15 protein-coding genes are annotated in these 15,330 nt (G+C 39.3%); 8 read left to right on the forward strand and 7 right to left on the reverse strand.

Annotated features, from left to right (window positions below):
* Nucleotides 1–268: 268 nt before the first annotated feature.
* Entirely contained in the window at nt 269–1,051 is a 783-nt protein-coding gene (locus XEN7305_RS23565) for an alpha/beta hydrolase (RefSeq protein WP_006512050.1), read from the forward strand.
* 79 nt (nt 1,052–1,130) lie between these two features.
* Nucleotides 1,131–1,700, forward strand: a complete 570-nt coding sequence (locus tag XEN7305_RS23570) for a Uma2 family endonuclease (RefSeq protein WP_040899390.1) — start codon at nt 1,131–1,133, stop codon at nt 1,698–1,700.
* A gap of 41 nt (nt 1,701–1,741) precedes the next feature.
* On the opposite strand, the gene XEN7305_RS23575 is transcribed toward XEN7305_RS23570, so the two are convergent.
* Nucleotides 1,742–2,056: a DUF3067 family protein gene (locus XEN7305_RS23575; protein ID WP_006512052.1), complete on the reverse strand. Its 315-nt coding sequence runs from the start codon at nt 2,054–2,056 to the stop codon at nt 1,742–1,744.
* A gap of 215 nt (nt 2,057–2,271) precedes the next feature.
* Here XEN7305_RS23575 and petC point away from each other — a divergent pair, with 215 nt between their 5' ends.
* Both petC and petA read left to right on the forward strand, forming a co-directional pair.
* Nucleotides 2,272–2,811, forward strand: a complete 540-nt coding sequence (petC, locus tag XEN7305_RS23580) for a cytochrome b6-f complex iron-sulfur subunit (protein WP_006512053.1) — start codon at nt 2,272–2,274, stop codon at nt 2,809–2,811.
* Nucleotides 2,812–2,873: 62 nt separating this feature from the next.
* Complete coding sequence (gene petA, locus XEN7305_RS23585; RefSeq protein WP_040899393.1) at nt 2,874–3,860, forward strand: cytochrome f; 987 nt, start codon at nt 2,874–2,876, stop codon at nt 3,858–3,860.
* 109 nt (nt 3,861–3,969) lie between these two features.
* Here the strand turns inward: petA and XEN7305_RS23590 are convergent, their stop codons facing one another.
* The 3 genes from XEN7305_RS23590 to rpaB are packed head-to-tail and all read right to left on the reverse strand — an operon-like array spanning nt 3,970 to nt 6,208.
* Nucleotides 3,970–4,869 (reverse strand): DUF3598 family protein, encoded by a 900-nt coding sequence (locus tag XEN7305_RS23590; RefSeq protein ID WP_006512055.1) that lies wholly within the window; start codon nt 4,867–4,869, stop codon nt 3,970–3,972.
* A complete protein-coding gene (locus XEN7305_RS23595; protein WP_006512056.1) occupies nt 4,811–5,452 on the reverse strand; it encodes a cofactor assembly of complex C subunit B in 642 nt (213 codons plus the stop codon). Before XEN7305_RS23595 ends, XEN7305_RS23590 begins: the two co-directional genes overlap by 59 nt.
* A 27-nt stretch (nt 5,453–5,479) precedes the next feature.
* Nucleotides 5,480–6,208: a response regulator transcription factor RpaB gene (gene rpaB / locus XEN7305_RS23600; protein ID WP_006512057.1), complete on the reverse strand. Its 729-nt coding sequence runs from the start codon at nt 6,206–6,208 to the stop codon at nt 5,480–5,482.
* 249 nt (nt 6,209–6,457) lie between these two features.
* Here rpaB and radA point away from each other — a divergent pair, with 249 nt between their 5' ends.
* From radA to XEN7305_RS23620, 4 genes are all read left to right on the forward strand, one after another.
* The gene (radA, locus tag XEN7305_RS23605) at nt 6,458–7,990 is read left to right on the forward strand and encodes a DNA repair protein RadA (protein ID WP_006512058.1); all 1,533 of its coding nucleotides are present in this window, start codon (nt 6,458–6,460) and stop codon (nt 7,988–7,990) included.
* A gap of 125 nt (nt 7,991–8,115) precedes the next feature.
* Nucleotides 8,116–10,536, forward strand: coding sequence for a sensor histidine kinase (locus XEN7305_RS27070; RefSeq protein ID WP_006512059.1), 2,421 nt, complete (start codon nt 8,116–8,118; stop codon nt 10,534–10,536).
* Nucleotides 10,536–10,931 (forward strand): response regulator, encoded by a 396-nt coding sequence (locus tag XEN7305_RS23615; RefSeq protein WP_006512060.1) that lies wholly within the window; start codon nt 10,536–10,538, stop codon nt 10,929–10,931. Before XEN7305_RS27070 ends, XEN7305_RS23615 begins: the two co-directional genes overlap by 1 nt.
* A gap of 19 nt (nt 10,932–10,950) precedes the next feature.
* A complete protein-coding gene (locus tag XEN7305_RS23620; RefSeq protein WP_006512061.1) occupies nt 10,951–13,188 on the forward strand; it encodes an EAL domain-containing protein in 2,238 nt (745 codons plus the stop codon).
* 6 nt (nt 13,189–13,194) lie between these two features.
* Here the strand turns inward: XEN7305_RS23620 and XEN7305_RS27075 are convergent, their stop codons facing one another.
* From XEN7305_RS27075 to XEN7305_RS23635, 3 genes are read right to left on the reverse strand one after another with little or no spacing between them, the layout of a single operon-like run.
* A complete protein-coding gene (locus XEN7305_RS27075) occupies nt 13,195–13,773 on the reverse strand; it encodes a CAP domain-containing protein (protein WP_006512062.1) in 579 nt (192 codons plus the stop codon).
* A 29-nt stretch (nt 13,774–13,802) separates the two neighbouring features.
* Complete coding sequence (gene rsmG / locus XEN7305_RS23630) at nt 13,803–14,546, reverse strand: 16S rRNA (guanine(527)-N(7))-methyltransferase RsmG (protein WP_238569035.1); 744 nt, start codon at nt 14,544–14,546, stop codon at nt 13,803–13,805.
* Nucleotides 14,547–14,588: 42 nt separating this feature from the next.
* Nucleotides 14,589–15,242 carry an energy-coupling factor ABC transporter ATP-binding protein gene (locus tag XEN7305_RS23635; protein ID WP_040899398.1) on the reverse strand — a complete coding sequence of 218 codons (654 nt, stop codon included), beginning with the start codon at nt 15,240–15,242 and terminating at the stop codon, nt 14,589–14,591.
* Nucleotides 15,243–15,330: the final 88 nt, after the last annotated feature.

Below are 15,330 nucleotides of genomic sequence, written 5' to 3' on the forward strand. Positions count from 1 at the left end.
GGCGTTGCTGATTTAAAACATGAAAGAATTTTGGACTAATCTTCTTTGCTTCTTTCTTTGCGTCTTTGCGCCTTTGCGCGAAACGAATTCATATCTGGATTCAGCAACGCCAAAATTGAAAATTAAAAATTACTTGTCCTCGAATGGGGAAAAATTAAAAATTGACGAGCGACTCTGTAATCCACTAAGGAACGCGCGAGTTTAAAAATTGAAAATGTATAGAAAACCCATAAAAGAGAAAAGATTTAAACAAATGCTATTCAAGTTTATGACCTTCGCTCTCGTTATTTATTTATTTTTAGTGGTAGTCTTATTTTTTGTTCAAAGAAAACTATTATATTTTCCTAGCAATAATTTACCTACTAAAGAATTCTTACAAGCAGAAGGTTTAGAATATTGGAACTTAAATGAAAATAGCTATAGTGGTTTAATCTCTAAAGAGCCGAAACATAATGTCCAAGGAACAATTATAGTTTTTCACGGCAACGCTAGTTTAGCCCATCACCTTGATGAATATACTCGTGCTTTAGTGCCTAGAGGTTATCGCATTTTATTGGCAGAATATCCAGGATATGCAGGAAAAAAAGGTCAACCCAGTGAGACGGCGATTGTTACCGATGCCAGAGAAATAGTAAATCGTATTGCCCAAGAATATGGAACGCCAATTTATCTTTGGGGAGAATCATTAGGTAGTGGGGTTGTAGCAGCTACAGTTGCTGAGCCTAGCTTACCAGTAGCAGGAATTGTCTTAATAAATCCTTGGGATTCTTTGGGGAATTTAGCTCAAAATATTTATTGGGCCTTTCCTGTTAAAGTGATTTTGTTGGATAGATTTGAGAGTATTAATAATTTAAAATCATTTAAGGGTAAAGTGGCAATTTTAATCTCAGAGCAAGATCAAGTAATACCGCCAAAGTTTGGCTTGAATTTATACAATTCGGTAAAAAACGAGAAAAAATTGTGGATATTTGAGGGTTCTGGACACAATGACTTTCCCAATAATTATCAAGAATCTTGGTGGCAAGAAGTTATTGATTTTATCAGTCAATAAATTGGAAATTAAGGAACAGAATCTGATATTTAATTTTTTTGTTTTAAAATAAGAATGATAGATTGCATCAAAGTTTATGATGAACCAAGTAACAACCGAAAAAGTCCGCTGGACAACCTCCGATATTGAATTGCTCTCGCAAGATGAGGGCAAGCGTTACGAAATTATTGATGGAGAGTTATTTGTGACTAGATCGCCCCATTGGAATCATCAACGCACTATTGATAATATCTGTTTGGAATTGAATTTATGGTCGCGAACTAGTGGTTTAGGAGAAGCAAGAAGCACTCCTGGGATTATTTTTTCTGATGTAGATAATGTTGAACCTGATGTAGTCTGGATTAGTAAGGAGAAATTAATTACATTCCTAGATGATTCTGGACATTTAACAGGGGCCCCAGAGTTGGTCATTGAGGTTCTCTCTCCAGGCAAATTGAATGAAAGAAGGGATAAAGAAGCGAAACTCAAATTATATTCTTCTCAGGGAGTTCAAGAATATTGGATTGTTAGTTGGCAATTGAAGACAGTAGAAGTTTATCGACGGGAGAATTTGCAGTTGAAATTGATAGCTACTTTATTCAATAACGATCAATTAACATCTGCTCTACTGCCAAATTTTGAGTGTGAGATAACTAGATTTTTTATTTAGCGTTTCTCAAAACCATTGAGCAATACCTGCCTTTTCCCAGACTACTGATCCAAAATCCATTCTGAACTTCTTGACCCCAAATCGAGAGGAATACTCACAGCTTTTCCTAAGCGTGGTTTTTCGCGAGTTTCACTAATAAAAGTCATAAATTGCCCTTCAACTCCCCAAGCATTAAGATAATTCGCCACAGCTTCCAAATGCTCCATATATTCTGACTCAGAAAGCGGAAAAGAAGCCTGTTCGAGAAATCGCCACATTACTTGAAGATAAATCTTCCCTTTCACTTTGCGTAGTTGCAAATCAAAGGAATAACCCCATTTTTGTCGTAATATTTCTCTTAATTCTGTTGCCGTCATATTTATTTCCCATTTTTCAAGGGATCAGTACTCAAACTCTGCAATAATTTAATACGGATAGTTGTTAATCTTTTTAAAGACAAGTAACTTTATAATTCTATAGATCGACCTCTATCTTCCTCGTTAGGTAGCTAGATACCGTTCTCCAGAATCATGATTTAAGAAAGTCTTTGTCGAGATTCTAGTTTACAAAAGTATACAATTGATGTTTAGTTATGGCTCAAATTTCAGGCTCATCTGATGTTCCCGATCTGGGGCGCAGACAATTTATGAATTTGCTCACCTTTGGCTCTATTACAGGAGTAGCATTGGGAGCTTTATATCCCGTAGTAAAATACTTTATTCCTCCTTCTAGTGGTGGCGAAGGCGGTGGAATCACAGCACAAGATGCCTTGGGCAACGACATCATTGTCAGTGAATATCTTGTGGATCATCCACCAGGCGATCGCACTTTAGCTCAAGGATTGAAAGGCGATCCTACCTATGTTGTGATCGAAGATGATGGCTCAATTCGCAACTATGGGATTAATGCAGTTTGTACTCACCTAGGTTGTGTGGTTCCTTGGAATTCTGGGGAAAACAAATTCATGTGTCCTTGTCATGGTTCTCAATATGACGAGACAGGAAAAAAAGTTAGGGGACCAGCACCTTTATCCTTAGCCTTAGCCCATGCGGAAGTGAGCGAAGATGACAAAATAATCTTTACTCCTTGGACAGAAACTGACTTCCGTACTGGAGATGATCCTTGGTGGTAAGAGTAGATCTTACAAATGCCATTCGCAATACATATATAATTTGGAAATTGTTAATAAAAGAGATGAGAACACCTACACCATTAGCAGTAGGACGCTTTGCCAGAAAAATACTCACTAGAACAGTGATTTTGGCGATCGCAACCGTTGCTATATTTTTGACCAGCGATCTAGCTGTACCCCAAGCGGCAAACGCTTATCCTTTCTGGGCGCAAGCAACTGCGCCAGAGACCCCTAGGGAAGCCACAGGACGTATTGTTTGTGCGAATTGTCACCTAGCGGAAAAACCCACAGAAATTGAAATCCCTCAAGCGGTACTACCCGATACTGTATTTGAAGCGGTAGTAAAAATTCCTTACGATTTAGACACTCAACAGATTATTGCCGATGGTTCTAGAGGTGGTCTTAATGTTGGTGCGGTATTAATGTTGCCCGACGGCTTCCAAATCGCTCCTGAAGATCGCATTCCTGAAGAGATGAAGGAAAAAATTGAGGGTTTATACTTCCAGGAATATGTATATGGTGAACCAAATGTCGTGATTATCGGTCCCTTACCTGGGGATCAAAATCAAGAAATCGTGTTCCCGATTTTATCTCCCGATCCTAGTACTGATAGCAATATTAACTTCGGTAAATATCAAGTTCACGTTGGTGCTAATCGCGGACGCGGGCAGATTTATCCTTCAGGTATTAATAGCAACAATAACCCTGTCCCTGCTGATGCTAGTGGAGTTATTGCAGCGATTGATACTTCTGAGACAGGAGACTATGAAATCTCTATTGACACTGGGGAGGAAACTGTAGTGCAAACTATTCCTGCAACCTATGAGTTAATAGTTAGTGCTGGACAAGAAGTCGCAGCTGCTGATGAGTTGACTACTAATCCTAATGTTGGTGGTTTCGGGCAAAAAGATGCTGAAGTTGTCTTACAAAGTCCTGCTCGAATTGGTGGAATGATTGCCTTTATTGGTGGCATTATGCTAGCTCAAATTCTTTTGGTAATTAAGAAGAAACAGGTCGAAGTTGTTCAAGCAGCAGAAATGGAATTTTAATTACAAAAGCTCTTAGCTCTAAGAACTACAGTATTTTTGATCATTGTCTTTTAAGCGGGTTTATCCCCGCTTTTTTTTATTAAGCAGTTACTTTTTGATCTGGAGAGCGTCAAATTTTCATTTCTGTAACAAAAGTAGAATTAATCCAAGTACCGTGTTGATCAAAATTTCGCATAATTCTTTGTCTTTTATTTGGTTGTAATAACCAACCTAGCTCTAAAACAAAGCCATGACCCGATTTTATTTCTAAAGGACAATTGCAAGAGCAGCCATCAGGCAAAAGTAAGATTTGTACAGATAAATTACTATTCTCAAACAACAGACGAGAGCCTAATAATTTAGCCGTAGAAGTTATTTTTCTATTGCCAAAGGAGAGTTGTTGTTCGATATGATTTTGATCTTTTTGCTTTATTTTAAGATGAGTTTTACTGATTTTTGGCTCACTAGAGTCGGGAAAAATAGTCATGGCTTCTCCTTGCCATTCGCCTAGTAAATCTTCTACTGTTAACTGCGGTCGTTCTGGAGTATTACTATCGGGCAACTTCTCTCTGATTAGAACAATGCGGTTTAAGTTAATAGAGTTATTGTAAATATTTACTGTTCGTAAACGGCGATCGCCTGCTATTAAACCAAATTCACTAACAAAATTACTATAGCCATTCCATTGAGTATTGCCTCGACAAAAACTACCGTTAGGAAAAAAGATTAAATCCCGACTCAAAGAAGTTGGCGCATAATCGACTTCGACCTTCGAAGCTGGCTGATCTTGAGGTAAGTAATTAACTATTTGATGAACAGTCTGATTATTGTGAGTAGCTTCAAAAGTAACAATAGTCGGAGTGTCTTTAAGTTCTATTCCCTTGGCATCAAGATGGGTAAAAGAACCTTGCCAAGTGCCAATATTGTTCAGAAAATAATCCCATTGAGAAGACATAATAAAATAATTATAATCACTGAGTTCTGAGGCTTTCTGCCAACTTATCGGCAATTCCAGCAATCCATTGTTCATCTTGCTTGGTATAACTTCGAGGTGCATTGGCTCCCAGGATTAAGACTCCTTTGGTGCCGATGGGTTGACAGATGATTCCCTGGGTATTTTCTGGTAAATAATCAAATTCTACTTTGCCCGGATAAAGCTTGAGACTAACTAGATAAATAGGCTTTTGCTGCTCTATAACCTTGCTGACAATAGCACCAGGATTTACTAGAAAATTTTTGCCCAAAATGCCGCGGCGCAGTAAAGTTTTGCCGTCATAGTAAACTACTAGCGATCGCGTTACCGTATTGCTTAGCAATAAATGGGAGGCCCAGGCCAACTCTGTTTTGATATTCTCTGGCAACTCTGGGGTCAACTCCAAACCAGGCTCGCCCACTAGAGCCACTGCTTCAGGAGTACGAGCTTGGATCTGTTGCCATAAAACTCCTACCAATAGCAATGTTGCACCTTCGATAATTCCCAAGGCATCGGAACGGGATTGGGAACTTGTTAGCTGAACAGTTAGCAAACGATTTATCATCAACAAACTGCCTGCTAAGCCCCCAACGGCGATCGGTAACAAACGAACTATTCGATTGGGATCTGAATTCGTCATGCAATTCGTCTCATCAATTCAATAGGACTATTCCTCACCTATTTCTAAAATACGTTGAAACAAATAACCTGTTCCCCTCGCAGTTAGGATTAATTCGGGATTACTTGGATCATCCTCCAATTTGGCGCGAAGACGGGAAATATGGACATCAACTACTCGGGTGTCAACATGACGTTCTGGAGTGTAACCCCAAACCTCTTGCAGAATTTCGGAACGAGAAAAAGGCTCCCCAGAACGACTAACTAGCAGTTCGAGCAAACTAAACTCCATTCCTGTCAATCGGATACGCTCATCACCTTTGTAGACTTGCCGTTTGTTGGTATCAATTTTAATCGAAGCAACATGAATTACTCCTGAACTGGGGATTCCTGGAGCTCCATTCTTATCTACTCGACGCAAGACAGAACGAATTCTCGCTTCTAATTCTTTGGGCGAGAAAGGTTTGACCACATAATCATCAGCTCCTAACTCCAAACCGGTAATGCGATCTGCAACGTCGCCTAATGCCGTTAACATAATGATGGGAATGTCGGATTCCTTTCGTAGTTCCTGACAAACGCCATAACCATCTAGTTTAGGCATCATAACGTCCAATACGACGAGATCCGGTTCGGCACCGCGAAAAGTTTCTAATGCTTCTTCGCCATCTGCTGCCGTGACGACATCATAACCAATCATTGAAAGACGAGTTTCTAAAATACGACGGATACTAGCTTCGTCGTCAACCACTAAAATCTTTTCTTTATGAATTTCCAATTAAGCTATGCTCCTAAATCTAAGTTAACTTACTAAACTTTACGTTAAATTTTCTTACCCTTTATATCTAGAATATATCTTTCACGCTATCTATTTATCTTGAGTCTCCTCTGATTATTGCCAAATTTGGGCATTTTTCAGATTTACTTTATTTTTGAGATATTTTCGGTTTCTTTAAGAGTTGTATCCATGAATTGAGTATAATTGAATATTTTTTTTGATTTTCTTAACATTTATTAAAAAAATAATATGGCGAAAGCAAAGCAAATATATGAATGTAATAATTGTGGAGCCGAGTACAATCAGTGGTTTGGCCTATGTAAACAATGCCAGGAATTTGGCACAATTTCGGAAGAGCCCATCGAAATTGAGACTGCGAGCAATGGGCGAGGGAGTTGGCAATCGGGCAAACGTTCTCGGAAACAGGACTCGGTTAGTGCCAAGCCCCGGGTGTCGTTAAAGTTTTCCGAAATTAACAATGATGTCCAAGCTCGTTTTCCCTCGGGTTACGGAGAGTTGGATCGGGTTTTGGGTGGTGGGATCGTTCCGGGCTCTCTAGTTCTGATTGGAGGTGATCCGGGCATTGGCAAATCGACTCTACTTTTACAGGTTGCCAATCAATTATCTATCAAATTACCCCGCATTCTTTATATTTCTGGGGAAGAATCGGGGCAACAAATTAAGTTAAGAGCTTCTCGGTTAGGTGTGGGTGGAGCCGAACTGCCCAATGCTATGGCCGAAAATAACAATAATAATGGCAAGCATATTGAAATCCGGAAGCCAGAAATTCCGAAAAATATCGAGAAAAATCTCTATGTGATGCCCGAAACTGATTTGGAGGAGATTTTACGGGAATTAGAATCTTTAAAGCCTCAAGTGGCAGTTATTGACAGTATCCAAACGATACATTTTGCCGCGCTGACTTCTTCTCCTGGCTCAGTTGCCCAAGTTAAAGAATGTACTTCGGCGTTGATGCAAGTTGGCAAACGGGAAAATATTACTTTGCTGATTGTCGGCCATGTGACCAAAGAAGGGGCGATCGCGGGGCCTCGGGTCTTAGAACATTTGGTTGATACCGTACTTTATTTTGAGGGCGATCGCTATGCCTCTCACCGTTTATTACGCTCTGTTAAGAATCGTTTCGGAGCAACCCATGAAATTGGCATTTTCGAAATGGCAGATAAGGGCTTAGTCGAAGTTGATAATCCTTCGGAGTTGTTTCTGGGCAACCGAGATGAATTTTCCCCTGGAACTTCCACCATTGTCGCTTGTGAGGGCACGCGGCCGATTGTGGTGGAGTTACAAGCCTTAGTCAGCCCGACTAGCTACCCATCACCTCGTCGTTCTACTACTGGGGTGGATTACAGTCGCTTGCAGCAAATTCTAGCGGTGCTAGAAAAAAGAGTGGGAATACCTCTTTCCAAACTCGACGCCTATGTAGCTTCGGCTGGGGGATTAGGAGTGGGCGAGCCCGCGGCTGATCTAGGAATTGCGATCGCGATCGTGGCTAGTTTCCGCGATCGCACTGTCGATCCTAGGACAGTCTTAATTGGCGAAGTCGGCTTGGGAGGACAAGTCAGATTAGTATCTCAAATGGAATTGCGTCTTAAAGAAGCAGCCAAGCTAGGATTTAAACGGGCGATCGTGCCGAGAGGTCAAACTTTACCCGATGATATTGGCTTAGAAGTTGTTTATATTTCCAAAGTGATTGATGCCATTATTGCTGCTATTCCCTCAGACCGAAAGGAGGAAGAGGGGGAAGGGATGAGGGATGAAGGATGAAGGATGAGGGATGAAGGATGAGCTATTTGCCATCTGCCCCCATTTATTACTTGCCGTTTACATTAAGCTGGGGCAGACTGTAGTTGGTCTTTTTCTGCTCCATAGTTATTGTTGATTTTTCAATTATGAAAAACAACCAATCAAAATTTAAACTTCTACAGTATTTTTCTCTGACTAGCCTGATCGCTTTTGTTCTTAGTCTGATTTTGTTTGGCAAGTTTTATCGAGATCAATCTTTAAAGCATTTTATCAGCTTGGGCGAAGAAACAAATGTTGCCTTAGCCAAATCTTTGACTAATTCGCTCTGGTTGGAATTGTCTCCCCTGCTTACCGACACAAAATCGCTGACCACTGCCCAATTACAGAATCATCCTCAAGCTGTCTTATTAGACCAGGCTATCCAATCTCATATCCAAGGATTGTCAGTCATTACAGTCAAAATTTATGATTTATCAGGCAAGACTGTTTTTTCTACGGACAAATCGCAAAATCGACAAAACAAGAGTTGGGGGCAAGGTTTCTTAGCGGCGAAAACTGGACGAGTTTTGACTCAATTAGATAATCAAAGAACTTCTAAAACAATTGCCGGGAATATTAACCACCGTGATCTCTTATCAAGTTATATTCCTATTTATAGTCAAGATAATCCTGCAAAAATTGCAGGCGTATTGGAATTATATAATGATGTTACTCCTCTAATTGAGCGTAGGAAGATAACCCAGAGAAATATTATGTTGGGTGCAGCTTCAATTCTGGGCTTACTTTATTTGGCTCTATTTGGCATAGTGAAAAGAGCAGATAGAATAATTGGGATTAAACATCGAACCTTAAAGCAATCTAAAACAAAATATAAACAGCAAGCCAAATTGGAAGCGATCGCTGCGGATCAAAAGCAGACAATAGCAAATATTACTCATAAAATCCGCCGCTCCCAAGATATCGAGACGATCTTTAAGATCACAACTCAAGAAATACGAACAACCTTAAATAGCGATCGCGTCATAATTTATCAATTTAATCCTGACTGGACTGGTCAAATCGTCGCCGAGTCAGTCAGTGGGGGATGGGTTTCCTTGTTAGTTGAGCAAAATCGCAATGAAGTCATCGGCAACGATCATCTTAAGCAGGATCGCTGTCTGCTCCGAGACTGGCTACAAGGACAAAAAGCTGACATTGCTGAAACAGATAGTTTCTTTCAGGAAACTCAGGGAGGGAAATACTCTGAAGGACAAAAATTCACTGCTGTAGATAATATTTATACCCAAAACTTTGATGAATGTTACCTCAAGTCGCTGGAAAAATACCAAGCTCAGGCCTATTTGATCGTTCCAATTTTTCTCGACTCAAAAAAACTTTGGGGCCTACTCGGAACATATCAAAATGATAATCCAAGAGTTTGGCAGGATTCGGAAATCGATCTCATGCAAAAAATTGTCAATCAATTAGCGATCGCTCTGCAACAATCAGAATATATTGACCAGCTCAAAAACCAAACTCGAAATCTGGAAATAACTGTCAAAGAGCTCACTCTAGCCCAACAACATTTAATTCAACAGGAAAAACTCGCGGCCCTAGGTCAATTAATAGCAGGGGTGGCCCATGAAATTAATACTCCTTTAGGAGCCATTCAAGCTTCTGCGGGCAATAACGCCAAAGCTTTGATCGAAGTGATTGCCGAACTACCTCAGTTATCTAAACATCTTAGTGAACAGGAAATAGATATTTTTTTTCAATTACTAGATAGAGTCATCATGAGCAAACCATTCTTCTCATCTAGTGAAAAACGTCCTCTCAAGCGCCAGATTTTAAAACAACTCAAGGAACAAAAGATTGACAATGCCAGAAATATTGCAGACTTACTGATTGACATTGGCATTTATAACAAGATTGATTTTTCCTTGCCTTTGCTTAAACATACCCAAGTAGATTGGATTTTGGATTTGGCCTATAACCTTACGCGTCTATTTGTTAATAATCAAAACATTATTAATTCAGTAGAAAAAGCTGCCAAAGTTGTCTTTGCTCTCAAAAACTATGCCCATTTCGACACTAGTGGACAAAAGAAATTGCTCAACGTAAAAGATGGCTTAGAAACTGTACTAGAAATTTACCATAATCAACTAAAACGTAACATTAATGTCCTACGGGATTACCAAGATATCCCCAAAATCTGGGGTTATCCTGATGAACTGATCCAAGTCTGGACTAATCTGATTCATAACGGCATCCAGGCCATGGGAGAGCAAGGTCAGTTAGTTATTAGTACCAAAACAGAAAATGATGGAGTAAAAGTAATAATTAGCGATTCAGGCCACGGTATTTCCACCGAGATTCAAAACAAAATCTTTGAGCCATTTTTTACCACTAAAGCAATTGGGGAAGGAAGTGGTTTGGGATTAAGTATCAGTAAAAATATTGTTGATAAACATCAAGGAATTATTGCCGTTGAGAGTAAACCAGGGCAAACTATATTTAGTATTTGGCTACCTATCAACCAAGATAGTAATAAACAACCAACAATTAGCAAACAACTCACTCAAAATTAATGTCGGAATCTGCAATTCTTTGCGTTGATGATGAAGCCATCATCTTAGATAGCTTAAAAGAGCAACTTAAGCGTAAGTTTGGTAATCGTTTCATTTATGAAATGGCGGAAAGTGCTGATGAGGCTTGGGATGTTATAGAAGAGTTGGAAAATGATGATATCGAAGTTATTGTCGTTGTCTCTGACTGGTTAATGCCAGGGACCAAAGGAGATGAATTCTTAATTCAAATTCATCAGCGTTTTCCTCAGCTGATTAAGGTCATGTTAACTGGACAGGCTGACTCAACTGCTATTGAGCGAGCTCGCCAAGAAGCAAATCTTTATGCTTGCTTATATAAACCTTGGACAGAAGAAGATTTGTCGGAAATTATCAACTCCGCACTAAGTTCAAAATAGAGGTAACATTCTTAATAGTATGAGTAGAGCTGCAATTATTTGCGTCGATGACGAGGAAATTATTCTCACTAGTTTAGGAGAGCAACTAAAACGAAGTCTGGGGAAATATTACGATATAGAATTGGCCTCCAATGGCTCAGAAGCCCTGGAACTTTGTGGTGAATTGGAAGCAGAAGGAATAACCATTGCTTTAGTTATTTCAGATCAAATGATGGCAGGAATGTCGGGAGATGAATTTTTAATTAAACTTCATGAAGACTATCCTAAAACACTGAAAATTCTCCTAACAGGTCAAGCCAGAGCTAATTCTGTGGGGAATATAGTCAACAAAGCAGCTCTTTATCGCTATATTACCAAGCCCTGGGATGAAACAGATTTAATTTTAACTGTCAAAGAAGCTCTAAGGCGTTACGGACAAGAAGAGCAATTGGTTAGGCAAAATATTTTGTTGCAGCAAACCAACAATAAACTATCTCAATCTCTTGATCTGTTATTGGCAACTTTTGATGCTGCCGATGATGGTATTTTGGTCCTAGACAAACAAGACAAGGTAGTAATTTTTAATCGGCAATTTGCTTCTTTTTGGCAAGTTGGGCCAGAGTCTATGATGAGGGATAATGAGCAAATTTTGAGTTTGATGTCAGCTCAGCTTATTGAACCGATTGCTTGCGATCGCGAAATCAAACATACTGAATCTGATAGTCATAAATTTGACCTTTTAAAATTGCATAATGGTAAGATTTTTGAGTTTTACTGGCAAATCCAAAAGTTAGAAGGAGAAGTGGTTGGTGAGGTATGGCGATTTCGCGATGTCACTGAAAAAGAACATGCTAAAGAGAGGGAGCGCAATAAAGCACTCCATGATACTCTAACCCAATTACCTAAGCGGACAATTCTTACTTGTCAATTATCTGAAGCCATAACAAAAGCTCAGCAAAATTCTCATATGCTGGCGGTAATATTTGTCGATTTAGATCGCTTTAAAATTATTAACGATACTTTGGGTCATCACATAGGCGATTTGTTATTAAAGAAAGTAGTACAACGACTTCAATATTGCCTTCGAGGAGAAGACTTAATTTCTCGTTGGGGAAATGACGAATTTTCTATATTGTTACCTCAGATTCAAGATCGCAAAATCACTGGTGAGATCGCAATCAGAATTTTAGAAAGCTTAAAATCACCTTTTAAGATTGACAAACCAACCAATGCTGGAGAGAGAAGTTTATCTGCGAATAATAGAGCTCAAAAAACTTCGATTTCCTCCGATGAGCAAGAACCAGAAGGGAAAGTTGAAGAGAGATTGATTCATATTACTGGCAGCATTGGGATTGCTATTTATCCAGAACATGGAGAAGATGCCGAAACTCTCCTAAAAAATGCCGATGCAGCTTTGTCCCAAGCCAAACAACTTAGTAATAATAACTATCAATATTATGATTCCTCTCGTAATTATCAAGCTCGCAAATTATTGATTGTAGAAAATCTTTTACGTTCTGCATTAAAACAAGATGAGCTTGTACTTTACTATCAGCCTATAGTTAATATTATTACCGGTAAAATCGCCAAAATGGAGGCACTTTTACGCTGGAAAAATCCTCAGCTAGGATTAGTTTCTCCCAATATTTTTATTCCTTTAGCAGAAAACAATGGCGAAATCATTCCCATTGGAGAATGGGTCTTAAAAACCGCCTGTGCTCAAAATAAAATTTGGCAAGATATAGGATTATCTCCAATCAAAATTTCAGTTAATTTGTCGGTAAAGCAGTTTCAACAAGCAAACTTAGTGGCGATAATTGCTGATATTTTAGAGCAAACTCAACTGGCTCCAGATTATTTAGAATTAGAGATTACCGAAAGTGTAACCATGAATGATACGGCATCAGCTAAAGCCATTTTGGGTGAACTTTTTGATATGGGGATCTCTTTATCTATGGATGATTTTGGCACTGGTTATTCTTCTTTGGGATATCTCAAACAATTTCCTTTTAGTACTCTTAAGATAGATCGTTCTTTTATTAAAGATTTAAACTCTTCTTCTGCAGATCTTGCGATTATTGATGCAATTTTGACTTTAGGTAAAGGGCTAAATCTTAATGTCATCGCAGAAGGTATCGAGACAGAAGAGTTAAAAGATCTTTTGCAAGATTTAGGTTGTGAATATATTCAGGGTTATTTATTTAGTAAACCTTTGCCTGCGATCGCAGCCACAAAATTATTAAAATCCAATATGCTTTTGAGACAAGAGATATCTTAAAATTAATTAATTATTTTCTAAGACAAAAATCTGGGTAAAATAATATTCTCCTCGGGAGTTTTGGGCAACGCCCATCCCTGTCAAATTATAGTCACCAATTATATTTTTATAATGACCAGGACTTTTGAGCCAACCTTCCACCGCGCTGGTTGCTGGGTCCCTATATCCCTGATTATAAGCTACATTTTCGGCTGCACTGCGATAGGCAATTGTGGAGCCTATTAATTTTATCCGTTGTTCAAATCCTTCATGACTAAAAGGGGACTTTCCTTGCGCCATATTTTGACTATGAATTCTGGCTTGTTCACTAATACTCTCGTTTAAGGTTAGAGGCGGCAAATTTTTAGATTGGCGATATTGATTTACTTGTTGATGAGCTAATGAGGCTAAGGAATCAAGATCCTGATTATTATTGACAATCAAATTATTTTTCTCAATTGTTGGAATAATTTCTGAGCTCTCGAAATTTTCTATAGTCGTAATTTCTGGGCTTTGAATAACATTATTCTTTGACTCAAAGGTACAGCCAGCCAAGGCAATTATTCCCGCCACGGTAAAAATAGATGTTATAAAATTTTTGTTCATGAGGATTGTCAATTGATAACTAATAATTGTTAAAGCGGTTTTTGATTAGGAACCCCTACCGCACGAGGATATTTATGGGCAATAGGAGAATGCTTGCGCAGATAAATACAATGGCGAATACTTTCTGTGATAGGGGTTTTTTGGGCATGAATTAATTCAATTTTACTGCCCAATTCACTGACAGCTGATTCCAAATTAAACGTATCTTCCTCTTCCCAATGTCCTCGATAAAGAATTGCTAACCCGCCAACCTTTACCAAGGGCAAAATATATTCGGCACAGACAGAAGGCTTGCCCACCGCTCTAATCAACGCCAAGTCGTATGATTCTCGGTAATGGGGATCTCTTCCAATAGTTTCGGCTCTTTCCACCAAAGCATAAAGGTTTTTGAGTCCAAGCTGAGCAATTGTCTTCTCAACAAAGGCAATTTTTTTATGGGTTGAATCAACTAGTGTAAGTTTCCAATCAGGATTTGCGATCGCAACTGGCAAACCAGGAAACCCAGCACCAGTGCCAATATCAATAACTTGTCGTGGAGAATCTGGGATCGCCAGTTTGTCTTCGGTGTTCAATATCGCCACTCCCAACAAAGAATCCCAAAGATGCTTTTCCCAAAAGTCCTCAGGAGTCGTGATCCGAGTCAAATTATGTTTGCGATTACCGATAATTATCGCCTCATATAGTTTTTGAAATTGAGTTAACTGGCGATCGCCTGGCTGCCATTGAAGAGTAGCCTGCCATAAATCCAACATTGCAGGCAATTGCTCAATCATAATCAAGTCCTCATCCTTCATCCTTCATCCTTTTAAAAATCCTCATCCCTTAGCATAAAGTTTCTCAGGCTCAATACTAGTCATTGTGCCATTTCTGATCGTCCAGCAGCGATCAGCTATCTTGGATAATTCCCCAGGATCGTGAGTTACGATAAGTAAGGTCCAATGAGCTTTCAGTTTGGCAAGTAGTTGAGCTAGATTAATCCGCATTGACCAATCTAATCCCGCAGTAGGTTCATCTAGCAAGAGAATATTCGGTTGTCGAATCAATTGTACTGCTAGAGAAAGCCGACGTTGTTGACCACCACTCAATTCATGGGGAGAGGTATTAAGAGAAAGATGATCTAATCCAACTTCTTGCAATGCTTTGTGAACTCTTTCCGAGCCTAATTCGGGATGCCCTAAACGTAATTCTTCCAGTATTGTGTTGCCACAAAAATGCCTTTCGGGAAACTGGAAGACTAATCCTGCTAATCCTTGTAAGTGGAGAGTAGTCAATTCGCGATCGCGCCAATAAATGCCTCCTTTCGTTGCCTCAGCTAACCCGGCCAAAAGCTCTAATAAGGTACTTTTTCCTGAGCCACTAGGGCCAATAATTAAACCTAATTCTTGCGGTGCTAGTGTTAGGTTAATTGATTGGAGAATTGGCTTTTCTGTTGCAGGAGGATGATAAATTAAATTTTTTATAGATAACATTTTAGATAAGGGATGAGGGATGAAGGATAAGGGATGAGGGATGAGGGATAAGGGATGAGGGATGAGGGATGAGGGATGAGGGATGAGG

Origin of the sequence: Xenococcus sp. PCC 7305, assembly GCF_000332055.1 — a bacterium.
In the GTDB taxonomy this organism is placed as follows: domain Bacteria; phylum Cyanobacteriota; class Cyanobacteriia; order Cyanobacteriales; family Xenococcaceae; genus Xenococcus.

What these genes read in the sequence shown, in the direction of transcription:
- XEN7305_RS23565 (WP_006512050.1), top strand. Translation starts at nt 269, where the DNA reads ATGACCTTCGCTCTCGTTATTTATTTATTTTTAGTGGTAGTCTTATTT.
- XEN7305_RS23570 (WP_040899390.1), top strand. Translation starts at nt 1,131, where the DNA reads ATGAACCAAGTAACAACCGAAAAAGTCCGCTGGACAACCTCCGATATT.
- XEN7305_RS23575 (WP_006512052.1), bottom strand. Translation starts at nt 2,056, where the DNA reads ATGACGGCAACAGAATTAAGAGAAATATTACGACAAAAATGGGGTTAT.
- petC (WP_006512053.1), top strand. Translation starts at nt 2,272, where the DNA reads ATGGCTCAAATTTCAGGCTCATCTGATGTTCCCGATCTGGGGCGCAGA.
- petA (WP_040899393.1), top strand. Translation starts at nt 2,874, where the DNA reads ATGAGAACACCTACACCATTAGCAGTAGGACGCTTTGCCAGAAAAATA.
- XEN7305_RS23590 (WP_006512055.1), bottom strand. Translation starts at nt 4,869, where the DNA reads ATGAACAATGGATTGCTGGAATTGCCGATAAGTTGGCAGAAAGCCTCA.
- XEN7305_RS23595 (WP_006512056.1), bottom strand. Translation starts at nt 5,452, where the DNA reads ATGACGAATTCAGATCCCAATCGAATAGTTCGTTTGTTACCGATCGCC.
- radA (WP_006512058.1), top strand. Translation starts at nt 6,458, where the DNA reads ATGGCGAAAGCAAAGCAAATATATGAATGTAATAATTGTGGAGCCGAG.
- XEN7305_RS27070 (WP_006512059.1), top strand. Translation starts at nt 8,116, where the DNA reads ATGAAAAACAACCAATCAAAATTTAAACTTCTACAGTATTTTTCTCTG.
- XEN7305_RS23615 (WP_006512060.1), top strand. Translation starts at nt 10,536, where the DNA reads ATGTCGGAATCTGCAATTCTTTGCGTTGATGATGAAGCCATCATCTTA.
- XEN7305_RS23620 (WP_006512061.1), top strand. Translation starts at nt 10,951, where the DNA reads ATGAGTAGAGCTGCAATTATTTGCGTCGATGACGAGGAAATTATTCTC.
- XEN7305_RS27075 (WP_006512062.1), bottom strand. Translation starts at nt 13,773, where the DNA reads ATGAACAAAAATTTTATAACATCTATTTTTACCGTGGCGGGAATAATT.
- rsmG (WP_238569035.1), bottom strand. Translation starts at nt 14,546, where the DNA reads ATGATTGAGCAATTGCCTGCAATGTTGGATTTATGGCAGGCTACTCTT.
- XEN7305_RS23635 (WP_040899398.1), bottom strand. Translation starts at nt 15,242, where the DNA reads ATGTTATCTATAAAAAATTTAATTTATCATCCTCCTGCAACAGAAAAG.